Genomic DNA, 20,507 nt, shown 5'->3' on the forward strand with positions numbered 1-20,507 from the left:
ACACCCATTCGGTGTCTGCAAAGCGCGTCATAGAAGCAGGAAGCCCCACCCTCAAGGAAGCCGCACCAGCGGCTGAGTAGGGTGGGGTAGTTCACGGGAGGGATTCGGCACACTCGACGAGATCACCCTCAGTCGTCCACCGGCAGAGACGCCCAGCATCATCGAGCATCTCGAAGATTGCCGTCTGCATTCCACTGTAGGGATTATCGACGTCGACGTTCGTGTCGATCGTGTCTGTATTCAACGAGTCATACTCACGTTTGAACACGTGAGTTTTCGCGAAGTACTCCTCGAGAGCCGTGAAATAGCCCTGTTCGACCAGAAACCCTCCTTGGGAGTGTTCGGCGACACCGACGATCGCATCCGTATAATCGGCGAGCAGTCGAAACTTGAGATAGGTATTCGTCCACTCGCTTCGGATATCGACCATCAAAAATGCATACGCGCCAGGGTCTCGATTGAGGCGATCTTTCACTAACTGGAGACGGCGAATCTCGGGTTGGCCATAGCTGCCGAGGACGAAGTACGCTTTCTTAGCCAAGAAAATCGGGGTGAGCTCTGCGACGCTCTGTTTGAGCGCTTCGTACTCCTCAGGGGTGAGTGAGGTTTCATGGAGATATTCGTCGGCTTTCTCCGCGAGTTCGTCGACAGTAACCGGATCCTCACTCATCTAACCGAGGTTTCTCGGATCGCGTGCTTTAATGTGGCGACCTCATCATTGACCGATTCGCCTATAACCAATTCGCATATCAACGAAACGCTTTTGCGCGTACCACCCGAACAGCGAAGTAATGAGCACGTCCGATCACCCGCCAAGCGAGCTAGAGTCTGTCCGGAAGCGGCTTAACGTCGTCACCCAAGAGACGCGCTTCGCGCTCCTCCAGGACATCCTCGGACATCCGTCGGAACTACCGACGCTGAAGGAACTCGACTACGTCAACCCGAGCAAGAGCCAGACGACGATTCGCCAGCACCTCCAACAACTTGTCGACGCCGGTATCGTCAAGGAAGTGCTCCTGCCGGATGACCGCCGGCAGAACGATTTGCCGTACAAGTTCTATGGGATCAGTGAGAGTGGTCGGCAGTTCCTTGAAGAGCACAAGCTCTACCGGGCACAAGACACACTTCAAGAGATCTACGGCCGCGTGGAGAAAACCAAGGACATCAAACGGTACGAGACTGCCCCGCGGCCCGAGTACTGACAGCGCTGGCGTTCACATCGCAAGCGGGGTCTCTCTCCGAATGTTTGACCACCCGATTGAGACGTAGTTTCGTCTATCCGTCCGAATTGACGGGTCCTTTATATTTTGACTTTACCTTCTCCCCATCCCGCCACTGCCAGTAGTAGTAGCGATTGCCGTTGATATCCTTGATCGTGATCGTCGCTTTGGCAGGGACGTCGTCTGGGAGATCGTCTGGTCGCTCTTCGACTTCTTCTTGATCTGCCGACTCCTCGAGACAAGCCTCTCGTTCCTTGTGCTCGGCTAGCACTTCAGCGTACGTGGCCACCTCTCGAAGATGGTCTGGAGTCGACTCATTAAGCGCGTTGACGACCTCCGTTGCGAGGTCTGCCGGTGGGGTCGGAGGTTCGTAGGACATCGGCTGCTTTCGTATTAACCAACATAAACCGCCTATCTATAGTTTTGTTGGTTAATCAGGTTCGGATCTGTCAGCTTCTAAAGAGCGCGAATAGCAAACTATTCACAAATAGAGTGGGTATTTATGCGTTATCGGGTCGAGGTGCGTTCTCGTACTTGACCATCTTCTCGGACTTGTTGGAGATCGTCTTGTAGATCTCTTGCAGCGTCTCTTCGGCTGCGAGGAGGTTGTGATCGTCGAGGAATTCACGACCCTCATCGGTGAGGCCATAGAACTTCCACGGGTACCCCTGGCGGCGTTCGTCGTCATCGAGAGCGACCTCTTTGACAATCCCAGTGTCGATCAGCTTCTGAATGTGTTTGTAGACGGTGGCTTCGCTCACGCTGGGGTTGAGTTCCTCGAGTTCGTGCATCGACGGAAGCTGGTCGGGATGCTGGAGGATGTTGTTGATAAGGGCGAATCGCGTCTGCTGGGTGGCGAAGTGGACGACCTCGCGAGGTTCCATCTCTCCAGCGGTCCCTAGTTCGGTGCTCATACCGTACGGTACGGGGTGTGGCGACAAGTAATTTACCCTTGAGTAAATCACTCTCTGGTAAACATTCTTTACTTGACCGAGTAACTTACTCCATAAATCATATCTCTCCACCATGAGAGGCTTGCATAATGATAGACGAGAAGTCGCCTGTGCCTGCTGACGTTCTTAAGAGTGCCAAAGACCAACTTGACGAGGAGGAGATAACGCTGGCCGACAATGAGGAAATCCTTCACGCCTTAAGCGAGTTGACGCCGGTCTACGAGCACGACCGGTCGTACTTCGTGCTCGGAAACTACGATCGTGAGCCGATCCGACGGCTGAATTTGGTAGTTGACCAGCTTAACCGTCGCACCGACGCGTACGCGTTTCGGATGGTCGACATCCGCGGCGAGTGGGATAACAGCATCCAGAAATTCTGTCTGATCGCCGATATCGTGACGTACCTCGTCGGCGTCGCCGAGAAAGAGCCAAGTGACTTCCTCGTTGAACAAGGGCTGCTCGTTGGTACGACGGATTACTTCGCGAAAAGCCACGTCCTCAAGCGGAAGTATGCGGATGAGGATCATCCGTTTGGCTGGATGCAAGACGGCGTCTTCGAACTGTTCGAGCAGGAAGGCCGGCTGTATCGCTGGCGAACCGAGGAGGATCTCGTCGACGTGACTGGCGAGCTGCCGTGAGGCAGATCCCGCACGCGGCAGCACTGCCAGTTCAAACCCGCCAGGCGTCGAGCGCGGCCGTTACGTCGACGATCGCCCCTGGAACCGTCTGGTGGTTATCCGGGAAGAACGTCCGGAAACGGGTACTCGTCTCGCGTCGCTGCTCGCGAAACTGTTGCCGTTCGTAGCCCGACGGACTCGACTGATCCGGTGTGGATCTATCACCATAGGCATCACAGCTTTGCGAGTTCCCGTCGAGGATCCAGTAGGGTTTAGAGAAACGATGACAACGACGTACGACGAATGGAAATCGGAGCAGGACAGCGTAACAGTCACCGTCGACGGCCACGACGTCGAGATGGCGTACCGGGACGAGGGTGACGGCGACCCGGTCGTCTTCCTCCACGGAATCCCGACGAACTCGTATCTCTTCCGTGAGCAGTTCGAGGCCGTCGCGAAGAACCGGCGCGCGATCGCGGCGGACATGATCGGTTACGGCAACTCGTCGATGTACGACGGGTTCGATCGGTCGATCCGCGCCCAGGAGCTCGCTGTCCGAGAGCTCGTCGACGAGTTCGGGTTCGACACAATCGATTTCGTCGGGCACGACTTGGGTGGCGGTGTCGGGCTGCGCTACGCGGCCCGGACGCCCGATGCGGTCGACCGGCTGGTGCTGTCGAACTCCGTCGCCTACGACTCGTGGCCGATCCAGACGATCACCAACCTCGGACTCCCCGAGACGGCGCGCGAGACGAGTGTCGAGGAGCTTCAGGAGATGCTCGACGGGCTGTTCCGCGACACGCTCTACGGCGACGACCACGACGAGGCGTTCCTCGAGGGAATGAAAGCGCCGTGGGGCAGCGAGGAGGGGGTTACCTCCGTCGTCCGCAACGCGAGCGCGACGAACACGTGCCACACGACGGAAGTCGACCCGGCTACCGTGACGGCTGACACGCTCCTTCTATGGGGAACCGAAGACGAGTTCCAGCCGATCGAGTGGGCCGAACGGCTCGAATCCGACATCGACTCGTGTGAGCTCGTCGGCCTCGAAGCCAACCACTGGGTTCCGGAAGACCGGACGGCCGAGTTCACCGAATACCTGACCGAATTCCTGTCGTAGAGGACCGGTTCCGGGAGTCGACGGAGAAGGGAAGTCTTGTAATGACGTTGGACTTCTCGGCGTTTCACAGGTAAGCAAGGCGGAGTTCCACGACTTCGGTCGTGGGTCACCGACGGCCTGATGACTGCCCGGCGGGCGTGTTTGGATGCAGTGAGACGAATCGGGATGGATGAGAGGGTGTTAGTCGGCGTTGCTTGCTACTTCTGTGCTGTTCTCTAACCGTGAGACAACGTCGTCGGTTTCGGCGGTTTCGTGCGCGATGAAGCCGAAGTTGGTCAGTGCCGCCTTGAGCGCCTCCCGACCGTCGGGCCGTGGGCGTCCAACTGACCACGGAGCCACGTCACGAATTCCTTGAAAGAGGGGTTCGCGTGCAACGCTACCCAGTCGGTGAAGTAGAACGGAAGCCCGGCAGTCGAGTCGTGCGCTGAAGCTTCGCGCGTCGCCCACTCGGCGTAGATCCACTCCGCTGGAACGATGGCTGCGAGTGTTTTGGCGTAGCCACCCTCGCGGGCAGTGCGACCGAGAAAGTCGGCGAAGGCGGCCGTGGTCGTGGACAGTTCTGGCTCCTTCCAACGAGCGTCGTCGACGCCAAGCGCGCTGAAGGAACGCTCGAAGTAGTCGTTTTCCTCGTCAGTCAGGGTGCCGAGAAATTCGACGTGCGCGCGCTTCGTTGATACGTCGGGTGCCTTGGGCCACTGCGAAGCCGAACGTGCTCACGAGATCGTCCACGAACGCGTAGTCCTGGGCGAGGTATTCGGCGAAGACCGCCTCGGATAGCGCGCCACTACCGAGCTCGCGGGTGAACCGATGATCGACGGCGTTCGTCCAGTTGGGTTCGGCACGCTCCCGCAGCCAGTCGGTGAAACGAGGGTCGCTGACGGTGGCCCGGTAGTCGTCTACTTATCGGGGACACCCGTCACAGGTCCCACCCTTCCTGCGTGTAGGCCATCTCCCAGAACCGATACTCGAGCTTCGCGCTGGTTAGGAACGCCGCTCTCATCGCGTCGTGTTCGCCGGGGAACCGTTCGCCACACCGGTCGACGAAGTCGCGACACCAGTCCGTCGCCTCACGGAACTCGTCGCTGGTGTACATCTCGATGAAGGGCGTGTACCGGTGTTCGTCGGTGGCAAGCGACGCCATGTGCTCTCCGACGTCGAGGTAGCCCTGCATGCACGGGTACATCGCGGCCGCGATCTCCGCGATCGACCCCTCGTAAGCCGTCCGGATCAGAAAATTCGTGTAGGCCACGCATGTGGGCGCCTTCTCGACTGCTTCGAGCTCGGCGTCGGAAATCCCGTAGCCGGCCGCAAAGTCGCGGTGGAGACCCATTTCGTGGTCGAGCACCTGGTGGGCCACGCCGAGTAAGTGCGTCATCGTCTCCTCGTCAGTGGCCTTGGCACCCGCGAGTGCGAACAGCCGAGCGTAGTCCAAGAGGTACCGGTAGTCCTGTTTCACCCAGTACTCAAACGCCGTCTCGTCGAGAGTCCCGCTCGCGAGTTCGCGGACGAAGGGGTGATCCTTCTGGGCCGCCCATACATCCTGTCCCGCCTCAAGGAGGGTATCGCTGAATGGCACTACCGAGCCGTACCGTCCGAGTGAAAATATAACTTACTTATATCATTGGATTATATTTTGGGCGTCGTCGACGTCTTCGAACCTGTGGCTGACTGCGTTTTCACTGTCGGATCGATGCGACAATTCCTCGTTCTCTCCCGACAGTCAGTCCAGTTCGACCGTCCGATCCGCCCAGGAACGGAGTTCCGTCAGTGCTGCCCGTTCCCGACGTGACACCGGGTCGTCCGTTCCGAGCTCATCGGAATCGAACGCGTTGAGAACAGCGCGTGTCGCACGGTCGCAGTATCCTGTGAGCTTGTCCGCCTCGACGGCGGCGTGCTGGAGCGGGATGGTCGCATCGTTGACGAAGACAGCGTTTGGATCCGGGGCGGCGTCCAGAATCTCTATACCGCGTTCGGCGTTGTCCTTCGCAAGCGCAATCGCCTCCGACTCGTCGGCCCCTTCCGCCCGGGGGGCATGCGCGTCGAGGACGCCGTGCCAGACACCGTCGGGAATGGTAGTGAAACGGTCCAATCGACCGCCCAGGATCCGGCCGTCGCGTTCTAGTTCGGGCGCGAACTCCAGAACCACGAGATCATCAGTGCCGTGCCGGTCGACCCACGCCTCGAGGGCGCGGGCCGTGAGACGGGTTTTTCCGGCCTGGGACGGCCCGACGATCAGCGTCGAGCCGGTCAGCGGGAACGGAAACCCAGTCACGCCAGAGTCACCTCCTCGCGAACGTACTGTCCGAGGAGGACGAGCGTCGCGGCGGCGAGGACGAGCGCGAATGCAAACACGAGTCCGGAAAGCAGATCGAAGCCGGTCGCGATCTGCTCCCTGACGAAGTTGGCCGCGAGACCGCCCGAAACGGCGAGCAAGGCGAGCCCGCCCAAGTTCGCGAGCGTCGAGTTCGAGGCTCCGACGCTCTCGGCGTTCAATAGGTAGAGGACGATGGCGATGGCGAAGGGCGTTCCGACCGTACCAAGCGCGAGAACGAGGACGAGCTGTCCGATGACCTCGCCGCCGATGAACGCACCGGGCACCGACAGTACGGCAAAGGCTGCGAGGAGCATGCGATACCGCGTATCCTCGACGGTCGTGCCCCAGCCGAGTTTGTCGGCAACGAGGAACGGCGGGACGATGGTGTTGCCGCCGAGCGTCGAGACGGCTGCACCGCCAAGGCCGAGCAGGAACAGCCACTTGGCGGCCGGACCGACTAGGGGCCCGAGGGCCTGGGCCGCACCGACGGTCGTCAGATCCGGATCGGTCAGAGTACTCGCTGAGACGAGGAAGATGGCGACGCTGTAAATGCCGAACGCGATCAGCATTGACGCCAGAACGTCCGCCGTCGCGAGGTCGTAGTCACGTTCCGTCCAGCCCCGGGCTCGCATCGTGTAGGAGTGCATCGTGATCAGTGTGATGTGGACGGCGCCCCCCAGGATGCCCGCAGCGACCAGTGCGCCACCGCCGGGCAGCGTCGGCGTCAGCCCCTGGCCGGCCTGGCCAAGGTCGATCGAGACGACGAACAGCGAGGCGACGAAGGCCAAGACGACCGCGGTCACCAGCAGCTTCGCGAAGAGTTCGACGAATCGGTACCCCCGACCGGCCAGTCCCAAAACGAGGATGGCGCCCCAGGCGACGCCCCAGAGGCGTGCGTCGATCCCCGTGATCGTCGCCGAAACGGAAGTGACGGTGTTCATGATGACGAGCTGGGCGACACCGGCCGCGATGACGACGTCCGCGACCAGGATCCACGCCCAGGTCTCCCCGAGGTGTTCCTCGACGACGCCGACAATCCCCCGCTCGGTGAGCAGACCCAGCCGCATCGCGAGGTACTGTGCCAGGGCACCGGCGAACGCGGAAAGCACGACAACCCAGAGGAGTTGATAGTCGAAGATCGCCCCCGCAGTGATCAGACTCGCCATCGTCGCCGGACCGGCGGCGATCGCCCCCGCGATCCAGGAAGGCCCCATGGCGCCGAGGTACTTGCGGACTGTCCCGGCGGCGCGCGAATATTCTATAGTCATACAACCCGAGAATACTATGTCTAATAAAAAAGTATCCGTATGTAGCCACCGTGGAGTCGACCTGCCCCGGTGAGTCCTGTGCACGCTATGCGTACAGATCCGATGAGATACGGACTTCGTCAATGAGATACGGACTCTGTGCACCAGTGGCCCCACCGCTTTAGCAGATGGATTTCATTCAGTTCTCCAGTGTCGGTACGGTCCTCTTGGAGAGGTCTTTCTGGGCAGGACCATCGATGACCGTTCCTTCCGGGGTGTACCGGGATCCGTCACAAGGACAGTCCCAGCTTTCCCCGGCGCCGTTCCACCGGAGCACGCAGCCGCTGTACGTACAGGTTCCGGAAACGGCGTGCCACTCATCGTTGTTGTCTCGGTAGACGCCAAGCGGCTCGTCGTCTCCGGCCATGACCGTCCCCTCGCCACGGTCGAGAGCCGGCAGATCTTCCGCCTTACGAGGATTGCGGCGACCGTTGATGAACTGCTTCATCATTTTGCCACCCGCCTTGGGCAACCGTTTCAGGGATTTCAACGGCGGGATCCGGTTGGGATCGTACAGCTCCGCCCACTCGTTGTCCCGCCCGGCGATCAGGTCGCTCAGCAGCAGTCCAGCTACCGTTCCGTGCGTCATTCCCCATCCGTTGAAGCCGGCTGCGACGTAGACGTTGTCGGAGAACGGCGAGATGGGCCCGATGTAGGGCACCTGATCCATCGTCATGTAGTCCTGTGCGGACCATCGATAGGACTCGTAATGAGCGTACTAACCGATTGACCGACGTTGATGTAGTGGACCTCAACACTCCCGTTGTTGTGACGGTACATCGTTTCATTGCTTCGGCGTTACAACTAGAATGGGAAAATAGACGGGAAAGCTAATATCGGCATCATACCTTTCGAGAATCATTCGAGATATGCGTATAGCATCTACTACCCAGTGTCTGTTCAGTTAGTACTCTTCAGCGACCGGCTATTTTAAACGATAATATGTCTGAAGAAGATGATTTCACCTATGGAAACGCTGCTACCCGGGCAAACCACGCCTAGCGACAAAATGATTACGCCGTCTAGGGATCTGCTGTTTTCACAGCCGGTAGGCGGCCAGAACGTGTCTGCGGTGCGGTCGCTGTCTGGCGATAGCTGACGCTCATGGAGGGCCTCGGCTGGCCACTGAGGGCCGCCCGTTCGGCGGCCCTCAGGTCCTTCGTCTATGCGGTCACACCGGGTGGATCGTACGCTTCTCCCCGATCAAGCATGTGGTAGATCGATACCAGCATCTTCCGAGCTGCTGCCACAATCGCTTTCTGTGAGTTCTTTCGGCTTGCTAACCGGTCGTAGAACCGACTCAGATACTCATCATTACTGGTATGAACTGCGGTGTTTGCTGCTTGAACGAGTAACCATCGCACACGCCCTGATCCACGTTTTGAGATGCTCCCTTCGATCCGCGAGTCACCTGACTCGCGGATCACCGGGTTCAATCCCACGTAACTGACGACCTCCTTGTCACCGTCAAACCGATCGATCCCACCTAACTCCGCGTAGATCGTCAGCGCAGTGTAGTAACTCACACCGGGAATCGTCATTAGCAGCTGGGTCTCCTTCAGAGACCCAGCGCGCTCTTCGATCGTCTCATCGAGCTTCTGAATCTCTTCGGTGAGCGACTCGATCAGGTCGAGGTACGACTCAAGCAACGTATCGAACGGCGTCGGGATCGAGAGTCCCCGCAGGGACTCTCGTCCCTCTACGGTTAGCGGTTTCACGTCCTCAGTGATGCCGTGATCGGAGAGGAGCCCATGAATCTTGTTGGCGTACTTGGTACGGTTTTCGACCAACGTCTGTCGCCCGCGCACGAGTGCGCGGGCTTCCCTGACCTCCTCGGTCGGAACGTAGCTTTCAGGCACCGAATTTAACCGGAGCATCCGCGCGAGTTCTTTGGCGTCAACGCGGTCGGTTTTCTTGTCGGTGTCTGCGATCTGGTTGATCTTTTTGGGATGAGCGACGGTTACATCCAAGTGTTCCGACAGCGTATCGTGGATGTGGTAGTAGTTGGAGGTCGCCTCAAGCACGGCTTGTGCGCCGGCGTATCGCTGGGCGAGGTCGTCGAGGTTCGCGTTCTCGACGCGAACCTCTTCGACGATCTTCCCAGCCTCATCCATCACTGCTACCTGTGCGTACCGTTTGTGGACGTCGATTCCGAGGTACATGGTTTGTTCACCCGGGACGCCAGTGCGTGAAGCAGAGATTCACCTATTCGGGCTTTCCCGGATGCCGCGGGGCGCGGCATCCGGGCTGTAACGCCCATGACTCGACTTCTTTCGCACACGGACCAGTCAACAGAACGTGCTCTGTGGCACGTGAAATCCGTCGGTCTCTTGCGCCCCATATCTTGTTTCACGTTCTCATGGAGTAGCAGCGTTTCCATCGAGTCAACAGAGCCAACAAGGACAATTCGTCCCGGAGTAATCCCCTCATCGGTCAATTTCTTCCAGAGCTTCCGTAGCGACATCGCCCAATTCCCCGGCCTCGATATGTGAGTAGCGCTCTCGGACCATTTCTTCGGAGTTGTCGAGATAGCGAGCCGCGACCGTATACCCGAACGCGCGGACTAGCACCTCGCCCATCCCACGACGGCCACCGTGCGGAGCGAGATAGTCGTGTTTCGGATGGTCAATATCGATCTCCGCGGCCTCCGAGAGTCGCTGCAGAATCGACCGTGCGCCGTCTGTCGTGATCGATGGCGGTCGGATATCTTCATTGAGCGCCAGTAAAAAGTCGCGAACGTACTTGCCACGTTGCTCCTCGATCGCATCCGGATGTTCCCCTCGGTCGGCTAGCTCCTCTTGTACGAGTGTCGCGAGCGTCCGTTGGTCGAACGTCGGAAAGACGGGCCACCGCTCCGTCGGTGGATCCATCAGCTTGCGGTAGCTTCGCAGCGGTGAGATCACCGGATCGGGAAGACTGGCGGCGTCCCACTGCTGTTTCTTCCGGTAGACATCCATACTCCCGTCCTCAAGCGAGATGTCCTCCCAGCGGACGCCACGCCGTCGCGGGTCGTTCGGATCCCGGAGCAGTTCCCCGACACGAACGGCCGTGTACGCGAGGACGAACACCAGGGCTCGGTCACGAGCCGCCTTCAGCGCTGCGTAGCGCGCTCGCTGCTTGTCGAGGGGATCAGTATCTTCCGGGAGTGTCGTGTACGCTTCGACGGCATCACGAACCCGTTCGTCGACGTACTGGGTAAGGGTGTGGCGCTGTTCGGATGTCCAGGCCTGCTGATCACCGGGCTTGCGGCCGTCGTCCTCCGGCAGCGGCGCCATCGCACTCGCCCGTTGCGCGTAATGCGCTTCGAGATAGCCCTCGTTGACGCACCAGCCACACCACGCAGAGATATAGCGGTAATAGGTTTGTACCGTGTTCTGCTTGAGTCCTCGATCCCCACCGAGATGTCGGGCGTACTCCCGAAACACGCGTTCATCGAGATCGTCGAAGGTCGGCTCGCGGTCGACGTCGTCGGGGACGATCCCGGTCCAGTCGTCGTCGCCGCGGTCGCCGGCAACCCATTCGGCGAACCGCTCGAGCTCGCGGGCAGCGTTGCGTCGGTAGTTCCCACCATCGCCACCGCGGCCTTTCCCCTTATCCTGGAGGTAGCGCTCGAAGGAATTCGTGAGTGACTGATCGGCGCGTTCTCGGGGTGTCATGGTTCCTCGTTCGCGTACTGGTAGGTCGGACGGACGTCCTCGAGGAGCTCTTCGACGATTTCCCAGAGAACCAGGGAAGGGGTCTCGTGTTCGAATGTAATCCCCCAGCGGTCCTCCGTATCGGCGACTGAGTACTGGAAATGCGCCCGTCCGAGATCGGGATGGTCCTCATCCTGGTGCCAACCGGCGTGAAAGCCCGTGTTCGGGTCGGTGTAGTTGATACGGAACCAATCGCGAGGGTCCTGCCGATACCACTTGACGGTCAATTCCGGCGAATCAGGGCCTGTCGGGGGATCCAGACGGGCCGGATCGAAAATCGCCCGCAGCTGCTTGGCCTCGATATCGTCAGGAACGTACTCGACGGCCGTGATCTGGGGAACACGGTCGAGGACGTCTCGCTTCAGCTGGGCGTAGAGGTTCGCGTTCGGATCACCACCTGGATGCGGGACCGACATTCGTTAGCTACTGGCCTCAGCGGGCTCTGTCGTCGGAGCGAGGAAGTCCCATTCGCGGATGGCGAAGCCAACGATCTGGATACGCCGCTGAAGGTGCTCCCACTCGCCGGCAATCTTACGGCGATGGTCTTCCTCCTCAGCGTCAAGAGACTCGTCAGCGAGCGTCCCGCGAAGCTGGTTCGGTGACTCGACCTCGAATTCATTCTCCCAGTCGCGAATCTGCGTCTTCATATCGGCGAGACGGTCCGTGAGCTCCTCGACAGTATGCCCGCTGTCTCGAAGCCGCATCGCCTCCTGCATCGCTTGGCGGCGGTAATCAGGGTAATACGTCGTGTGAGTACCGCTTTCGTCACGGTGGAGGATGCCGTCATCGACGAGTCGATCGAGGACGCGCTTAGTAGGTTTGTGTGACCAGCCCGCTTCAGAAGCGATCCAGTTGGCCGTCTGTGGCTCCGACAGCTGTCGAGCAACCATCCGTACGCGGTCTTCACCCGTGGTCTGGCGTTCCATCAGGCTCTCGGAGTTCGATTCGTCTTCGGACATACAACACCGTTCACGCTTTGTCTTAATATAGGTTGAGGTAGGTAATCCCATATCGAACATAGAGAATAGTTCACTGAAATTCGCCGGCTGTGATCGTTTCGAGATATTCGACGCTGACGTAGCGAAACTCGATACGGTCGCTGAAGCCATGTTGCGGAAGAAGCGTCTCGGCGGCTCCTCCTGCGGGTTTGTCGGTCGTTAAGAGCACAACGTGATCGGCCCGTCCAGTGTCGAGTAGTTGGGCAGCAAGCCCGACGAGTGCCGTATCCGCTTTCTCGATGCTGTCCTCGTCGCGGTCGGTCTCGCTGGCGATGAACCGACGCGTTTTGTCCATTACCGTCGAGACGAGTGGATTGGCGTAGTTGAGCTCGTCGGCAACAACGATCCAACCTTCTTCGAATCCATCGGGATAGGGTATGTTTCCGGAGGGATATTCGTCCGCAACAGGATCGCCCCCAAGCTCCTCGTAAACGCGCTGTGGGATCCGCAGCGAGACATCGGCCTGTCGGAGAGCTCGACGAAGCCGTTGAAATTTGTTGTTGTCCGGTTCACCACACCGAACGAAGACACCAGTATCGGCGATATAGACCGTTGTCATGCAGCCGCGTCGGCGTACTCGGTGGCAACTGGCTCTAGCGCTTGGAGGATAATCTCGGCTTCAAGCGGAGAGAGGTCAAGTTCTCGGGCTGTAATTCGATGGTTGACCGTCCCGTCGACGTACTCGTAGGCATATTCGAGTGCGACAGCAAGGCCGTCGAGGCCATGGCGCTCAATGTAGACGTCGATGTCTGTGTCCTTCTCGCGGCGGGCAACAGCGGCGATAAGTGCTGGCGTGATCGTTTGGGTCTCGCCGTCGGCCGAAAGCATGAGAGCGATTGACTCAGCATCGTATTCGTACGGGCGCTGCTCGCGAGTTTTCTGTACTAATCCCGCTGTTTCGAGGTTCTGGACGTAGTCGTAGGTCGTTCCCTGCGGGATATCGAGCTCGTCGACAATCTCGGAAACTGTGGTGGGGCCCTGCTGCAAGATGTAGGCGTATATTCGGGCGAGTCCGGGATTTTCGAGAAGATTGGCCACCGTCTGGAGCTGCTGAATTGGTGGCTGGCCCGATTGGGGTGGTGATTGCGCCATCTCAATTATGAGTTATGGATAATTCATAATAAGGCTTCCGGCGACAGATTGGAGTTCGCAACAGATCCGAGACAGGCTGGGGAACAGCCGCTAGTAGCGTCTCTACCCCGCATCCGTTATAGTTTAGCGGCGCGTCAAGACGGTGTTTGTGCGGATAGTTGAGCAAGACAGTGTTGAGTCGAATCGCTGATGAGGCGTGATCGGAGAACTGAACGGATGTTCTTCTGTCTCGGGTGATGAGATCTGTGTCACTCTCTGAAGGCGGCGCACTCACTCCGGTGAGTGCGTCGCCGATCCAGAGCTGTCGCTACTACCTCCGTCTGAGCTGACCGGCTTGTCAGGCGAGTTTCTACCAGAACTCGCCTGACTCAACCTGCTCACGTAATCTTGGTCGATGTGGATTTGGATCCCGTGACGACCACAACAGCAATTCGTCGAGATCTGGCAGTTCATACCCGAGATCCAGCATCAGGTACAGCTGGACTAGGTGTGCGTGACGTTCGAGCGCGTGAGAACACCGACGGCGTGGGAGACGCGTCGACGACGCGGCCGCGTCGTCGTCGCTCCCCTGCCGCCTTGCGTCTAATTTGCGGAGTTCATCCACCATAACGCGGCTCATCAGCAGCGAGAGCGCTGCTACGATGATCAGCGCTTCAATAATGTAGGGATCCGTCGTATTGATCTCATCAAGACCAAAGCGCGATTTGAGTTCCTTGAACAGCAGCTCAATCTCCCACCGCGCCCGATAGAGCTGTGCGATATCGGGCGCGTGGTAGTTGTCTCTGGGAAGATTTGTTAGGTAGAGATGGTACTCATCGCTGTCCTCGTTGAGCACACCGACGAGTCGGAACGTTCGGGTCGTGCTGACGCCCGACCCTCGCTTGCGGTCGAATGAGAGGGTGATCCGAGCGTCGATCTCCTGTCGCTGCAGGTCGTCGAGGACGTCCTGCAGCGACTCGCCTTCGAGGGGAATACTGTTTCCCCGCCATGTGCGAAGCTCTTCGACGATCTCGAAGTTCGCGTCATCTTTGACCCGTGAGACGAACCAGCCGTCGTTTTGGTCGATACGGTCGAACAACCAGAAGTCGTAGAAGCCGAGATCAAGTAAGACGAGTGCGCCAGCTACCCACTCGCCGGTGGGTAGCTGGCTCCGTTCCTGCGTTTTGGCGTCAGTCGTTTGAAAACGCGTAGGAAGTCCGGTTGAGAGTGATTCCGTAAGGTGGAGCTTTACGCCAGCTTGATCTTCGCCAGTCGCTGCGTAGACATCTGTAGCGTCTTGGTAGAGTGAGACGATAGAGGCGTCAACAATGAGGACGTCTCGAAAGCGTTCGAGACGTCCGCTGAGGTCGGTTTGTCCCGGTTCGAGATTCTCGATAGCGTCATCGAGAATCTCTCGCAGGAGTGCAACGAACGCGGGTGAAAACCAGCCGTGGAAAGTTGGATAAGCAAGTTCGTCACAGTCAGCCATTTCGACGAAGCGCTCGAGAAAAGTCTGAATAGAGCGATCCGATCCAGCAGCGAAACCCAGTGAGAGGGTGTAGAACAACGCGACAGTGTCGAACTTGCGCTCTCGTTGGACGAGATTCGTTGCGCGAGCGCGCTCGCGCAACTCATCAGAGGGAAACGCTCTTTTGATCCGGTCGACAATCACTGAATCCGGTGGTTGGTAACTCACAGCAGCCACCGGGTTTCTCTGACAGGTAGTTCCAACGATATTCAGATCAGGAGACGGCGCTGGCGTGAGGCGTTAAACTACAACGGATGCTCTACCCCGAGGGAAGCGTCTTTCTGAGCCGATTGTACCATTCGTGCTTCACCGACGGCGGCTGGGTACTTCAAAGTGGTCGTGATTACGAGTGTAATCATATCCAACTGTCTTTGTGCCATATTCGCTGAATTCTGCCGTTAGAGGGGGTGGAGAGCGCATATACGACTCTATATATTTCATATTGCTATACAAATCTGGCTTGCTGGAAGTTGAGACTACAGTGGGTATAGCCGGCCTGTAATGCATGGTTTCGGCCGAGTCGGAGAGCGAAATCGGCGTCAGATCGCTTTCTGAACGACCGTTCTTGTTCTCCAATCGACTAATTTAGAGGATTTCCGAGACCTCGGATAGTGTAGCCACTCAGAGTCGGGCTATCACGGGGTGATTACCGCTACTATCCGATTCCGGTTTCCTTCTTCACCAGGGTTAGCGTATTATCGGCTGTCACAATGGGCGAGTGCTCGTATTCACCGGTCAACTGTACCTGCACGAGCAAATCAACCACTCGCCAGATCGAGTACAAGAGACACGCGAACGCAAAGTAGAAGAACCGCAGGCCGAAGTGCTTCGACGTTGTGGCGGCCATGAACCGTTTGATCGATTTGTAGCCGCTCTCGATCTCCCACCGATAGCCATACTCAGTGAGAAGGCCACTTCCTCGGTTTGTCATGAACACAGAATATTGTCGGTGGTCGTCGTGTTCGGAGTTCTCTTTCCGACGGTAGATCAGCGTCGTCGAGTGCCACTCGTTGTCGCCCAGGTGCAGTTTTCGATCAGTCTCGTAGCGATCCTTCCCTCGCTTGAGAAGGCGCTTGGCTTGGGCTTTCTCGCTGGTCTGCATCCGCTTTGGGACGACGTAGGAGAGCCCGCGCCGGCTAATCATCTCCAGAACGTGCTGACTGTCGAACTCCCGGTCCATCAGGACGTTATCGACGTGAACGAGTTCCTCTGCAGAGTCAAGCAGGTCTTCAACAATCTCCTTACGTGACTCACCTCGTCGAACTGGCCGCGCATCGAGCACGAGTGGGACAGCGTTGCCGACCAGCTGGACTGTCGCCCACTGGTAGGCGTACTCGTTGTTCTTCTCCTTCGTCCCGATAATCTCGTCCTCGTGGTCCGTCCTATCGCCCGTGAAGGGATCGTCCTCGGTGATGTCGATGGCAACGATACCTGCGCGGAAGAACTCCTCTGTCTCCGCAAGTTCGTTAATGAGTTGCCGGATTGCCTGTCGGTACATCTCGCGAATCTGCTCGATAGGGAGATCGCGAATCTGGTCGCGATGACCATGTCCAAGTGGTGTTCGCTCACGCGTCGACTCGTGGATGAAGCTTCGAGCGCCCTCGTTGGCGGCCAAGTTCTCACGGAGTCCTAAGTAGGTCTGTAAGCCCCAGTAGGCGTTTTCGGGAATCTCACAGCCCTCGCCGCGGTTGAGCGAGAACGCAGGGAACGCGACGCGACTGACGTGCTTGGTAATCGTCCCTGTCTTGTTGAGGATGGCCTGGTCGCCAGGGTTCGATTCAGCGGCGTCGTGGCCTTGACGGGTATTTCGTTCTGGTTCGCGTGGTACGACGACATCCGCGTTTTGCGCTTTGATGAGGATCGTTCGAGCCGCTTTCTGGACCGTCTCGCGGAGATTTCGCGTGAAACGCTCATTCCAGCTGCGCCACAGTGTCGATTGATCGGGCACCGTTCCCAACTCTAGGCGTCCGCAGAGTCCGGGGTGGCTATCGAGGTACTCGACGAGAGATGTTTCGTGCTTCCATCCGTGGAGTTCTTTCAGCACGAACACGCGAAAGAGGGTATCCATCTCGTAGCGTGTCGAACTTCCGTAGCAGTCGTGGGCCTCGAAGCGGAAGTAGGCCAGAGGAATCGAGCAGACAAACTGTTCGAGTGAGTCATGGTCAGGGTGCGTAAACCAGACACTTGAGACGACTCGAACGTCCGATTCTACCCCGGCGAGCGAGGTTCGATCGTACAGCGGTGTCGAGTCATATGTGGGCCACTCGACGTGCTGCTGGTGTGCGATCCGACGAAAGACGCTGCGCCGAGACTCACAGGTTGGTGCCACTACGGGACGCTGGACATTTCACAGCCAAGAACTCGTTCTCTTCGACGGACAGTCAAGAGAGCAGACTACAGGTGGCCGTATCCCTTCCGTTCGAGTTCTGCTTCCAATTCGACGTGCATCGCTTCAACCGTCTCTTCACCGAAATGCTGTCCCGTCATGGCACCTGATATCTCTGCGATTTCAGCGTGCCACTCACGTACTGCGTCCGCAAGGGCCGCGAGGAGTTCTTCCTCCGTCTTGTCTACCCCATCGACTTCCTCAACGACCTGCCACCCCAGCTGGAAGTTTTCGAGGACGTACCCCGTATCCTCGAACTGAATCGCAAACCGCTCGCAAACCGCCCCGAACCCGGTTTCGAGACTGAGTAGTGGAATGACGTGGACGATATCATCGCGCTTCTCCAACTCACGAAGATCCGCAACGGGGACCGCAGTTTCAGGGAGCACTGAATAGAGTGGATCAGGGAGCGGCGGATCGCTTTCAGTGGTTCCCGGAGAGGCGTACTGGTCGTCGATAGGATCGCCTTTCTCTTTCACGATCTCCGGTTCTTTGTCGCTCGACTCATCACTGAGAACCTCCTTCAAGATGGCGTAGAACCGCCATTCATCACCGTAGTCGTAGAGATAGCAGATGCGATCGTACTGTTCGAGACCGAGCTGGCGGGTCATCTCGCCGATCGTCACCTCACCGGCATTCTCAATCCGTTCCGTACGCAATACCGGATCGCCACCAAGCGACTCCTCGTACTCTTGCGGGCACTGGTATTTGACGGCGCTGTCCCAGTAGTCTTCACCCTCTCCGACGAACCAGAGGTGGCCCTGGTCAAGCCCGACTGCAGGGTTGATCGCCGACTGAAACTCGGTGATAGTTCTATCCGCGCCGACAACGAGATCCCGCCACAGTGACGTCGGATCGGGGTCGAACTTGACGCGAAAGCGGTAGGCAGTCATCCTTGCATCTCCGTACCTGTGCGGAAACTGGTGAGATCGTCGATACGCTGTTCGAGCTCTTCGATCTCCGCTCGGAGCTGGTTCGCCTCATCGTCCTCGCTAGCAGCGAGTCGGTCCTTCAGCCCCTGGAGCCGGGATTCTTTCACATCTTCATCGACCTCCGCTTTGCGAACGTATTCGCTTTCTCCGACCTCGTACACATCGGAGTCGGAGAGCGTAGTGACTTCAAGTGCTTCATCGACTTTCGAGCGGTCGACGCTCAGTACACGCTCACGGTCGATGCCAGCGTTCTCGAGCCGTTCCAGCACCTGCTCGTCGTCTTTGAGCGAGCGGTTGCGGCGACTCGTCCGTTGGACAGAGCCGTACTGCCCGGACACTGGACGGTCGTGATGGAGTCGAGCGAGGAGGACATCCGCGACCTCTTGGCGGAAATCATTGGCATCTCGCTGCACATCCGAAAGCAGTGTGTAAAGATTCACCAACGCGTTCGTCTCTAGTTCAGGGAGATCTGTCACATCGTGACGTTCGAGTGCGTCGATGAGGAGGAGCGCGTCCGAGTAGACATCCAGTCCGTCGGGTTCTGTTCGTTCTTGGTCTGTGGGTTCCTGTTCCGCGCCCACCACCTGCGTCGCCGTCGCGACCTCTGATTGTGTGATGATGCCAGCGTCCTCATCAACCTCGAATCGTGGATGGACACTCAACACCGCAGGGTATGGATCGGCATCCGCCGGGAGACGGTCAAGATCAAACCCGTCCGGAGTGTCCTCGATTCGGCGATAGAGCGTTTCGAACTGGTCGCGCTGGAGCGGCCGCGTCTCGTCTCTGTCTTCGAACTGAATGATGACGCGAGCGTCCTGTACGTCAGTAATACGAAATCGCCGATGGGAGAGTGGCGTAATGAGCGTCGCACTCTCGGGGAGGTCGTCAACCTCCTCGAGAAGCGTGTGCCAGCTGGCGGTGAAAGACATATACAGTGGTTGCGAGCCATTCCGACTAAATCTTGTTCACGACGCGGCCACTGGCAGGCAGTCTCTGTAACAGACAGTCTGATACGTGGCTCTTCGGAATTACCGATATGGCTGAGACGTACGCACTCCGTGTTCAGATCGAGTCACACGAGTACGATGGCGAGTTCTATCTCGTCGGCGACGGATACGGAACCCCAGCAGACGTGTTGGATAACGTCGCTGCCGACCATCTCCTGCAAATCGCGAATGCGCCACGTATCGAAGAATACCTGCTCGATGTGCTGAAGCACGGAGAGAATACAGATGAAGCCGAGTATGAGGCGACAGACAGCAATGTCGAATGCTGGATTCACGTCGATGTCTCCTACCAGAGGTACGCCTTCGGTGTCGGGGACAGCGTGTTTGAGTTCTCAAGCGAACCGACCAAGAGTGAAATCGCGTCGACTGTCACGCAACTCCAGTCGTAGGCTGTGGACTCTCGTTTAGGGATCGAAGTGGTAGATGTAGGGGTGGTCAGCCTTCCCAGCGGGCATAATCTCTTCGAGTAGCTTGCGAACCTCGGATTCGGAGGGGGCACTAGTGATAATCCGATCATCGTAAATGGCTACATAGGCTTCATTGAGTCCCAACTCGCGCAGTTCGCGACCCAAGCTTCGGGCTCGTGCCTTCCCCATCTCCTGGTGGTAAATCCGCTCCAATTCGTCGGATTTCTCTCGTAAATGCTCGATCTCCGACGCGTATCGCTCTCGGTTACGCTTGTTCTTCATGTAGAAGCGCAACTCCTCGGCGTCCGTCTTTTCGTCTTCCTCGGGTGCTGGAAGCGAGTCGATTATGCCGAAGCGATGTTTGGCCTCTTCGTACTCGTCGTCAATGTCAGTACTGAGCGAGCCCCCGAAAATGATATTCTTAATTCCGATCCACCCGTCGTAGACGATCTGATCCTCGAACGGTAACAGAGCGACACTCGAAACCGGGACTGGAAGTGCGGATTCATCCCACAGGTCGGCGAACGGTAGCCGAGCTGGGCGGACTGCGTATGTTTTCGGCGGTTCTGTCCAATCCAGGAAGATCGCGTCGTCTTCACGATAGCGGACGACGACGAACTCCCCAGTGATGAAGTCCGTCCATGCTGCGACCTGCTCGAGATCAGCTTCCGACAGGTCAGCAGGGTTCTGTTCAACGAAGTCCCCTATCAGGTCCGTCGTTGACTCGTTGTACAGCGTGTTTCGGAGCGGCAGAAGCTCGTCAGTATAGTGCTGTTCGAGGTCAGCGACTGTTTCGATCTCTTCGATAACATCGAATCGATCGTTGACATACACCAATAGGTGGGCGTACAGGTCAAGAAACCGTTGTTCACTCTCTTCGGACAGCCGTCTGTCGGCTTCACTCATTGGTAATAGACGTGTTCACGGTCACACTAATCAGGCGTTTCGAACT

22 protein-coding genes and 1 pseudogene are annotated in these 20,507 nt (G+C 58.1%); 4 read left to right on the forward strand and 19 right to left on the reverse strand.

Annotated features, from left to right (window positions below; translation table 11 throughout):
* Positions 1–91: 91 nt before the first annotated feature.
* A complete protein-coding gene (locus tag J2751_RS13720) occupies positions 92–670 on the reverse strand; it encodes a hypothetical protein (RefSeq protein WP_209486837.1) in 579 nt (192 codons plus the stop codon).
* Between the two features lie 121 nt (positions 671–791).
* Between J2751_RS13720 and J2751_RS13725 the strand changes: the two genes are divergently transcribed.
* The gene (locus J2751_RS13725; RefSeq protein WP_209486838.1) at positions 792–1,202 is read left to right on the forward strand and encodes a winged helix-turn-helix domain-containing protein; all 411 of its coding nucleotides are present in this window, start codon (positions 792–794) and stop codon (positions 1,200–1,202) included.
* Positions 1,203–1,275: 73 nt separating this feature from the next.
* Here the strand turns inward: J2751_RS13725 and J2751_RS13730 are convergent, their stop codons facing one another.
* Complete coding sequence (locus J2751_RS13730; protein ID WP_209486839.1) at positions 1,276–1,599, reverse strand: hypothetical protein; 324 nt, start codon at positions 1,597–1,599, stop codon at positions 1,276–1,278.
* 121 nt (positions 1,600–1,720) lie between these two features.
* Positions 1,721–2,134, reverse strand: coding sequence for a MarR family transcriptional regulator (locus J2751_RS13735; protein ID WP_209486841.1), 414 nt, complete (start codon positions 2,132–2,134; stop codon positions 1,721–1,723).
* Between the two features lie 128 nt (positions 2,135–2,262).
* Between J2751_RS13735 and J2751_RS13740 the strand changes: the two genes are divergently transcribed.
* Together J2751_RS13740 and J2751_RS13745 are read left to right on the forward strand one after the other, a co-directional pair.
* On the forward strand, positions 2,263–2,811 hold the full coding sequence (locus J2751_RS13740; RefSeq protein WP_209486842.1) for a hypothetical protein: 549 nt from the start codon (positions 2,263–2,265) through the stop codon (positions 2,809–2,811).
* A 262-nt stretch (positions 2,812–3,073) separates the two neighbouring features.
* Entirely contained in the window at positions 3,074–3,910 is an 837-nt protein-coding gene (locus J2751_RS13745) for an alpha/beta fold hydrolase (protein WP_209486843.1), read from the forward strand.
* Between the two features lie 290 nt (positions 3,911–4,200).
* On the opposite strand, the pseudogene J2751_RS15825 reads toward J2751_RS13745, so the two are convergent.
* The 15 genes and pseudogenes from J2751_RS15825 to J2751_RS13825 form a co-directional block, all read right to left on the reverse strand.
* Positions 4,201–4,801: pseudogene (locus J2751_RS15825) on the reverse strand (TenA family protein); the annotation flags it as partial.
* A 25-nt stretch (positions 4,802–4,826) separates the two neighbouring features.
* Positions 4,827–5,486, reverse strand: a complete 660-nt coding sequence (tenA, locus tag J2751_RS13760) for a thiaminase II (protein ID WP_209486844.1) — start codon at positions 5,484–5,486, stop codon at positions 4,827–4,829.
* Positions 5,487–5,630: 144 nt separating this feature from the next.
* Positions 5,631–6,182, reverse strand: coding sequence for a hypothetical protein (locus J2751_RS13765; RefSeq protein ID WP_209486845.1), 552 nt, complete (start codon positions 6,180–6,182; stop codon positions 5,631–5,633).
* On the reverse strand, positions 6,179–7,492 hold the full coding sequence (locus J2751_RS13770; RefSeq protein ID WP_209486846.1) for a divalent metal cation transporter: 1,314 nt from the start codon (positions 7,490–7,492) through the stop codon (positions 6,179–6,181). The genes J2751_RS13765 and J2751_RS13770 overlap by 4 nt, the downstream gene beginning before the upstream one ends.
* 178 nt (positions 7,493–7,670) lie before the next feature.
* A complete protein-coding gene (locus tag J2751_RS13775; protein WP_209486848.1) occupies positions 7,671–8,201 on the reverse strand; it encodes a Rieske 2Fe-2S domain-containing protein in 531 nt (176 codons plus the stop codon).
* Positions 8,202–8,694: 493 nt separating this feature from the next.
* Complete coding sequence (locus J2751_RS13780) at positions 8,695–9,693, reverse strand: IS110 family RNA-guided transposase (RefSeq protein WP_209486850.1); 999 nt, start codon at positions 9,691–9,693, stop codon at positions 8,695–8,697.
* Between the two features lie 264 nt (positions 9,694–9,957).
* Positions 9,958–11,187: a phage integrase SAM-like domain-containing protein gene (locus J2751_RS13785; RefSeq protein ID WP_209486852.1), complete on the reverse strand. Its 1,230-nt coding sequence runs from the start codon at positions 11,185–11,187 to the stop codon at positions 9,958–9,960.
* Complete coding sequence (locus tag J2751_RS13790; RefSeq protein WP_209486854.1) at positions 11,184–11,642, reverse strand: hypothetical protein; 459 nt, start codon at positions 11,640–11,642, stop codon at positions 11,184–11,186. The genes J2751_RS13785 and J2751_RS13790 overlap by 4 nt, the downstream gene beginning before the upstream one ends.
* A gap of 3 nt (positions 11,643–11,645) precedes the next feature.
* Entirely contained in the window at positions 11,646–12,185 is a 540-nt protein-coding gene (locus J2751_RS13795; protein ID WP_209486856.1) for a DUF7342 family protein, read from the reverse strand.
* Positions 12,186–12,255: 70 nt separating this feature from the next.
* Positions 12,256–12,783 carry a hypothetical protein gene (locus J2751_RS13800; RefSeq protein WP_209486858.1) on the reverse strand — a complete coding sequence of 176 codons (528 nt, stop codon included), beginning with the start codon at positions 12,781–12,783 and terminating at the stop codon, positions 12,256–12,258.
* Entirely contained in the window at positions 12,780–13,316 is a 537-nt protein-coding gene (locus tag J2751_RS13805) for a DUF7437 domain-containing protein (RefSeq protein ID WP_209486860.1), read from the reverse strand. The genes J2751_RS13800 and J2751_RS13805 overlap by 4 nt, the downstream gene beginning before the upstream one ends.
* A gap of 349 nt (positions 13,317–13,665) precedes the next feature.
* A complete protein-coding gene (locus J2751_RS13810; RefSeq protein ID WP_209486862.1) occupies positions 13,666–15,000 on the reverse strand; it encodes an IS4-like element ISH30 family transposase in 1,335 nt (444 codons plus the stop codon).
* Positions 15,001–15,478: 478 nt separating this feature from the next.
* A complete protein-coding gene (locus tag J2751_RS15630; protein WP_345777159.1) occupies positions 15,479–17,152 on the reverse strand; it encodes a transposase in 1,674 nt (557 codons plus the stop codon).
* Between the two features lie 65 nt (positions 17,153–17,217).
* Entirely contained in the window at positions 17,218–18,102 is an 885-nt protein-coding gene (locus J2751_RS13820) for an IS1096 element passenger TnpR family protein (RefSeq protein WP_209486864.1), read from the reverse strand.
* On the reverse strand, positions 18,099–19,070 hold the full coding sequence (locus tag J2751_RS13825; protein ID WP_209486866.1) for a hypothetical protein: 972 nt from the start codon (positions 19,068–19,070) through the stop codon (positions 18,099–18,101). Before J2751_RS13825 ends, J2751_RS13820 begins: the two co-directional genes overlap by 4 nt.
* Positions 19,071–19,177: 107 nt before the next feature.
* Here J2751_RS13825 and J2751_RS13830 point away from each other — a divergent pair, with 107 nt between their 5' ends.
* Positions 19,178–19,537 carry a hypothetical protein gene (locus J2751_RS13830; RefSeq protein ID WP_209486868.1) on the forward strand — a complete coding sequence of 120 codons (360 nt, stop codon included), beginning with the start codon at positions 19,178–19,180 and terminating at the stop codon, positions 19,535–19,537.
* Positions 19,538–19,552: 15 nt separating this feature from the next.
* On the opposite strand, the gene J2751_RS13835 is transcribed toward J2751_RS13830, so the two are convergent.
* The gene (locus tag J2751_RS13835) at positions 19,553–20,461 is read right to left on the reverse strand and encodes a hypothetical protein (RefSeq protein WP_209486870.1); all 909 of its coding nucleotides are present in this window, start codon (positions 20,459–20,461) and stop codon (positions 19,553–19,555) included.
* Between the last annotated feature and the right edge of the window lie 46 nt (positions 20,462–20,507).

The organism is Halorubrum alkaliphilum (assembly GCF_017873815.1).
Classification (GTDB): Archaea; Halobacteriota; Halobacteria; order Halobacteriales; family Haloferacaceae; genus Halorubrum; species Halorubrum alkaliphilum.

What these genes read in the sequence shown, in the direction of transcription:
- J2751_RS13825 (WP_209486866.1), bottom strand. Translation starts at nt 19,070, where the DNA reads ATGTCTTTCACCGCCAGCTGGCACACGCTTCTCGAGGAGGTTGACGAC.
- J2751_RS13725 (WP_209486838.1), top strand. Translation starts at nt 792, where the DNA reads ATGAGCACGTCCGATCACCCGCCAAGCGAGCTAGAGTCTGTCCGGAAG.
- J2751_RS13785 (WP_209486852.1), bottom strand. Translation starts at nt 11,187, where the DNA reads ATGACACCCCGAGAACGCGCCGATCAGTCACTCACGAATTCCTTCGAG.
- J2751_RS13800 (WP_209486858.1), bottom strand. Translation starts at nt 12,783, where the DNA reads ATGACAACGGTCTATATCGCCGATACTGGTGTCTTCGTTCGGTGTGGT.
- J2751_RS13740 (WP_209486842.1), top strand. Translation starts at nt 2,263, where the DNA reads ATGATAGACGAGAAGTCGCCTGTGCCTGCTGACGTTCTTAAGAGTGCC.
- J2751_RS13795 (WP_209486856.1), bottom strand. Translation starts at nt 12,185, where the DNA reads ATGTCCGAAGACGAATCGAACTCCGAGAGCCTGATGGAACGCCAGACC.
- J2751_RS13790 (WP_209486854.1), bottom strand. Translation starts at nt 11,642, where the DNA reads ATGTCGGTCCCGCATCCAGGTGGTGATCCGAACGCGAACCTCTACGCC.
- J2751_RS13770 (WP_209486846.1), bottom strand. Translation starts at nt 7,492, where the DNA reads ATGACTATAGAATATTCGCGCGCCGCCGGGACAGTCCGCAAGTACCTC.
- J2751_RS13775 (WP_209486848.1), bottom strand. Translation starts at nt 8,201, where the DNA reads ATGGATCAGGTGCCCTACATCGGGCCCATCTCGCCGTTCTCCGACAAC.
- J2751_RS13780 (WP_209486850.1), bottom strand. Translation starts at nt 9,693, where the DNA reads ATGTACCTCGGAATCGACGTCCACAAACGGTACGCACAGGTAGCAGTG.
- J2751_RS13805 (WP_209486860.1), bottom strand. Translation starts at nt 13,316, where the DNA reads ATGGCGCAATCACCACCCCAATCGGGCCAGCCACCAATTCAGCAGCTC.
- J2751_RS13830 (WP_209486868.1), top strand. Translation starts at nt 19,178, where the DNA reads ATGGCTGAGACGTACGCACTCCGTGTTCAGATCGAGTCACACGAGTAC.
- J2751_RS13835 (WP_209486870.1), bottom strand. Translation starts at nt 20,461, where the DNA reads ATGAGTGAAGCCGACAGACGGCTGTCCGAAGAGAGTGAACAACGGTTT.
- J2751_RS13720 (WP_209486837.1), bottom strand. Translation starts at nt 670, where the DNA reads ATGAGTGAGGATCCGGTTACTGTCGACGAACTCGCGGAGAAAGCCGAC.
- J2751_RS13820 (WP_209486864.1), bottom strand. Translation starts at nt 18,102, where the DNA reads ATGACTGCCTACCGCTTTCGCGTCAAGTTCGACCCCGATCCGACGTCA.
- J2751_RS13745 (WP_209486843.1), top strand. Translation starts at nt 3,074, where the DNA reads ATGACAACGACGTACGACGAATGGAAATCGGAGCAGGACAGCGTAACA.
- J2751_RS13735 (WP_209486841.1), bottom strand. Translation starts at nt 2,134, where the DNA reads ATGAGCACCGAACTAGGGACCGCTGGAGAGATGGAACCTCGCGAGGTC.
- J2751_RS13730 (WP_209486839.1), bottom strand. Translation starts at nt 1,599, where the DNA reads ATGTCCTACGAACCTCCGACCCCACCGGCAGACCTCGCAACGGAGGTC.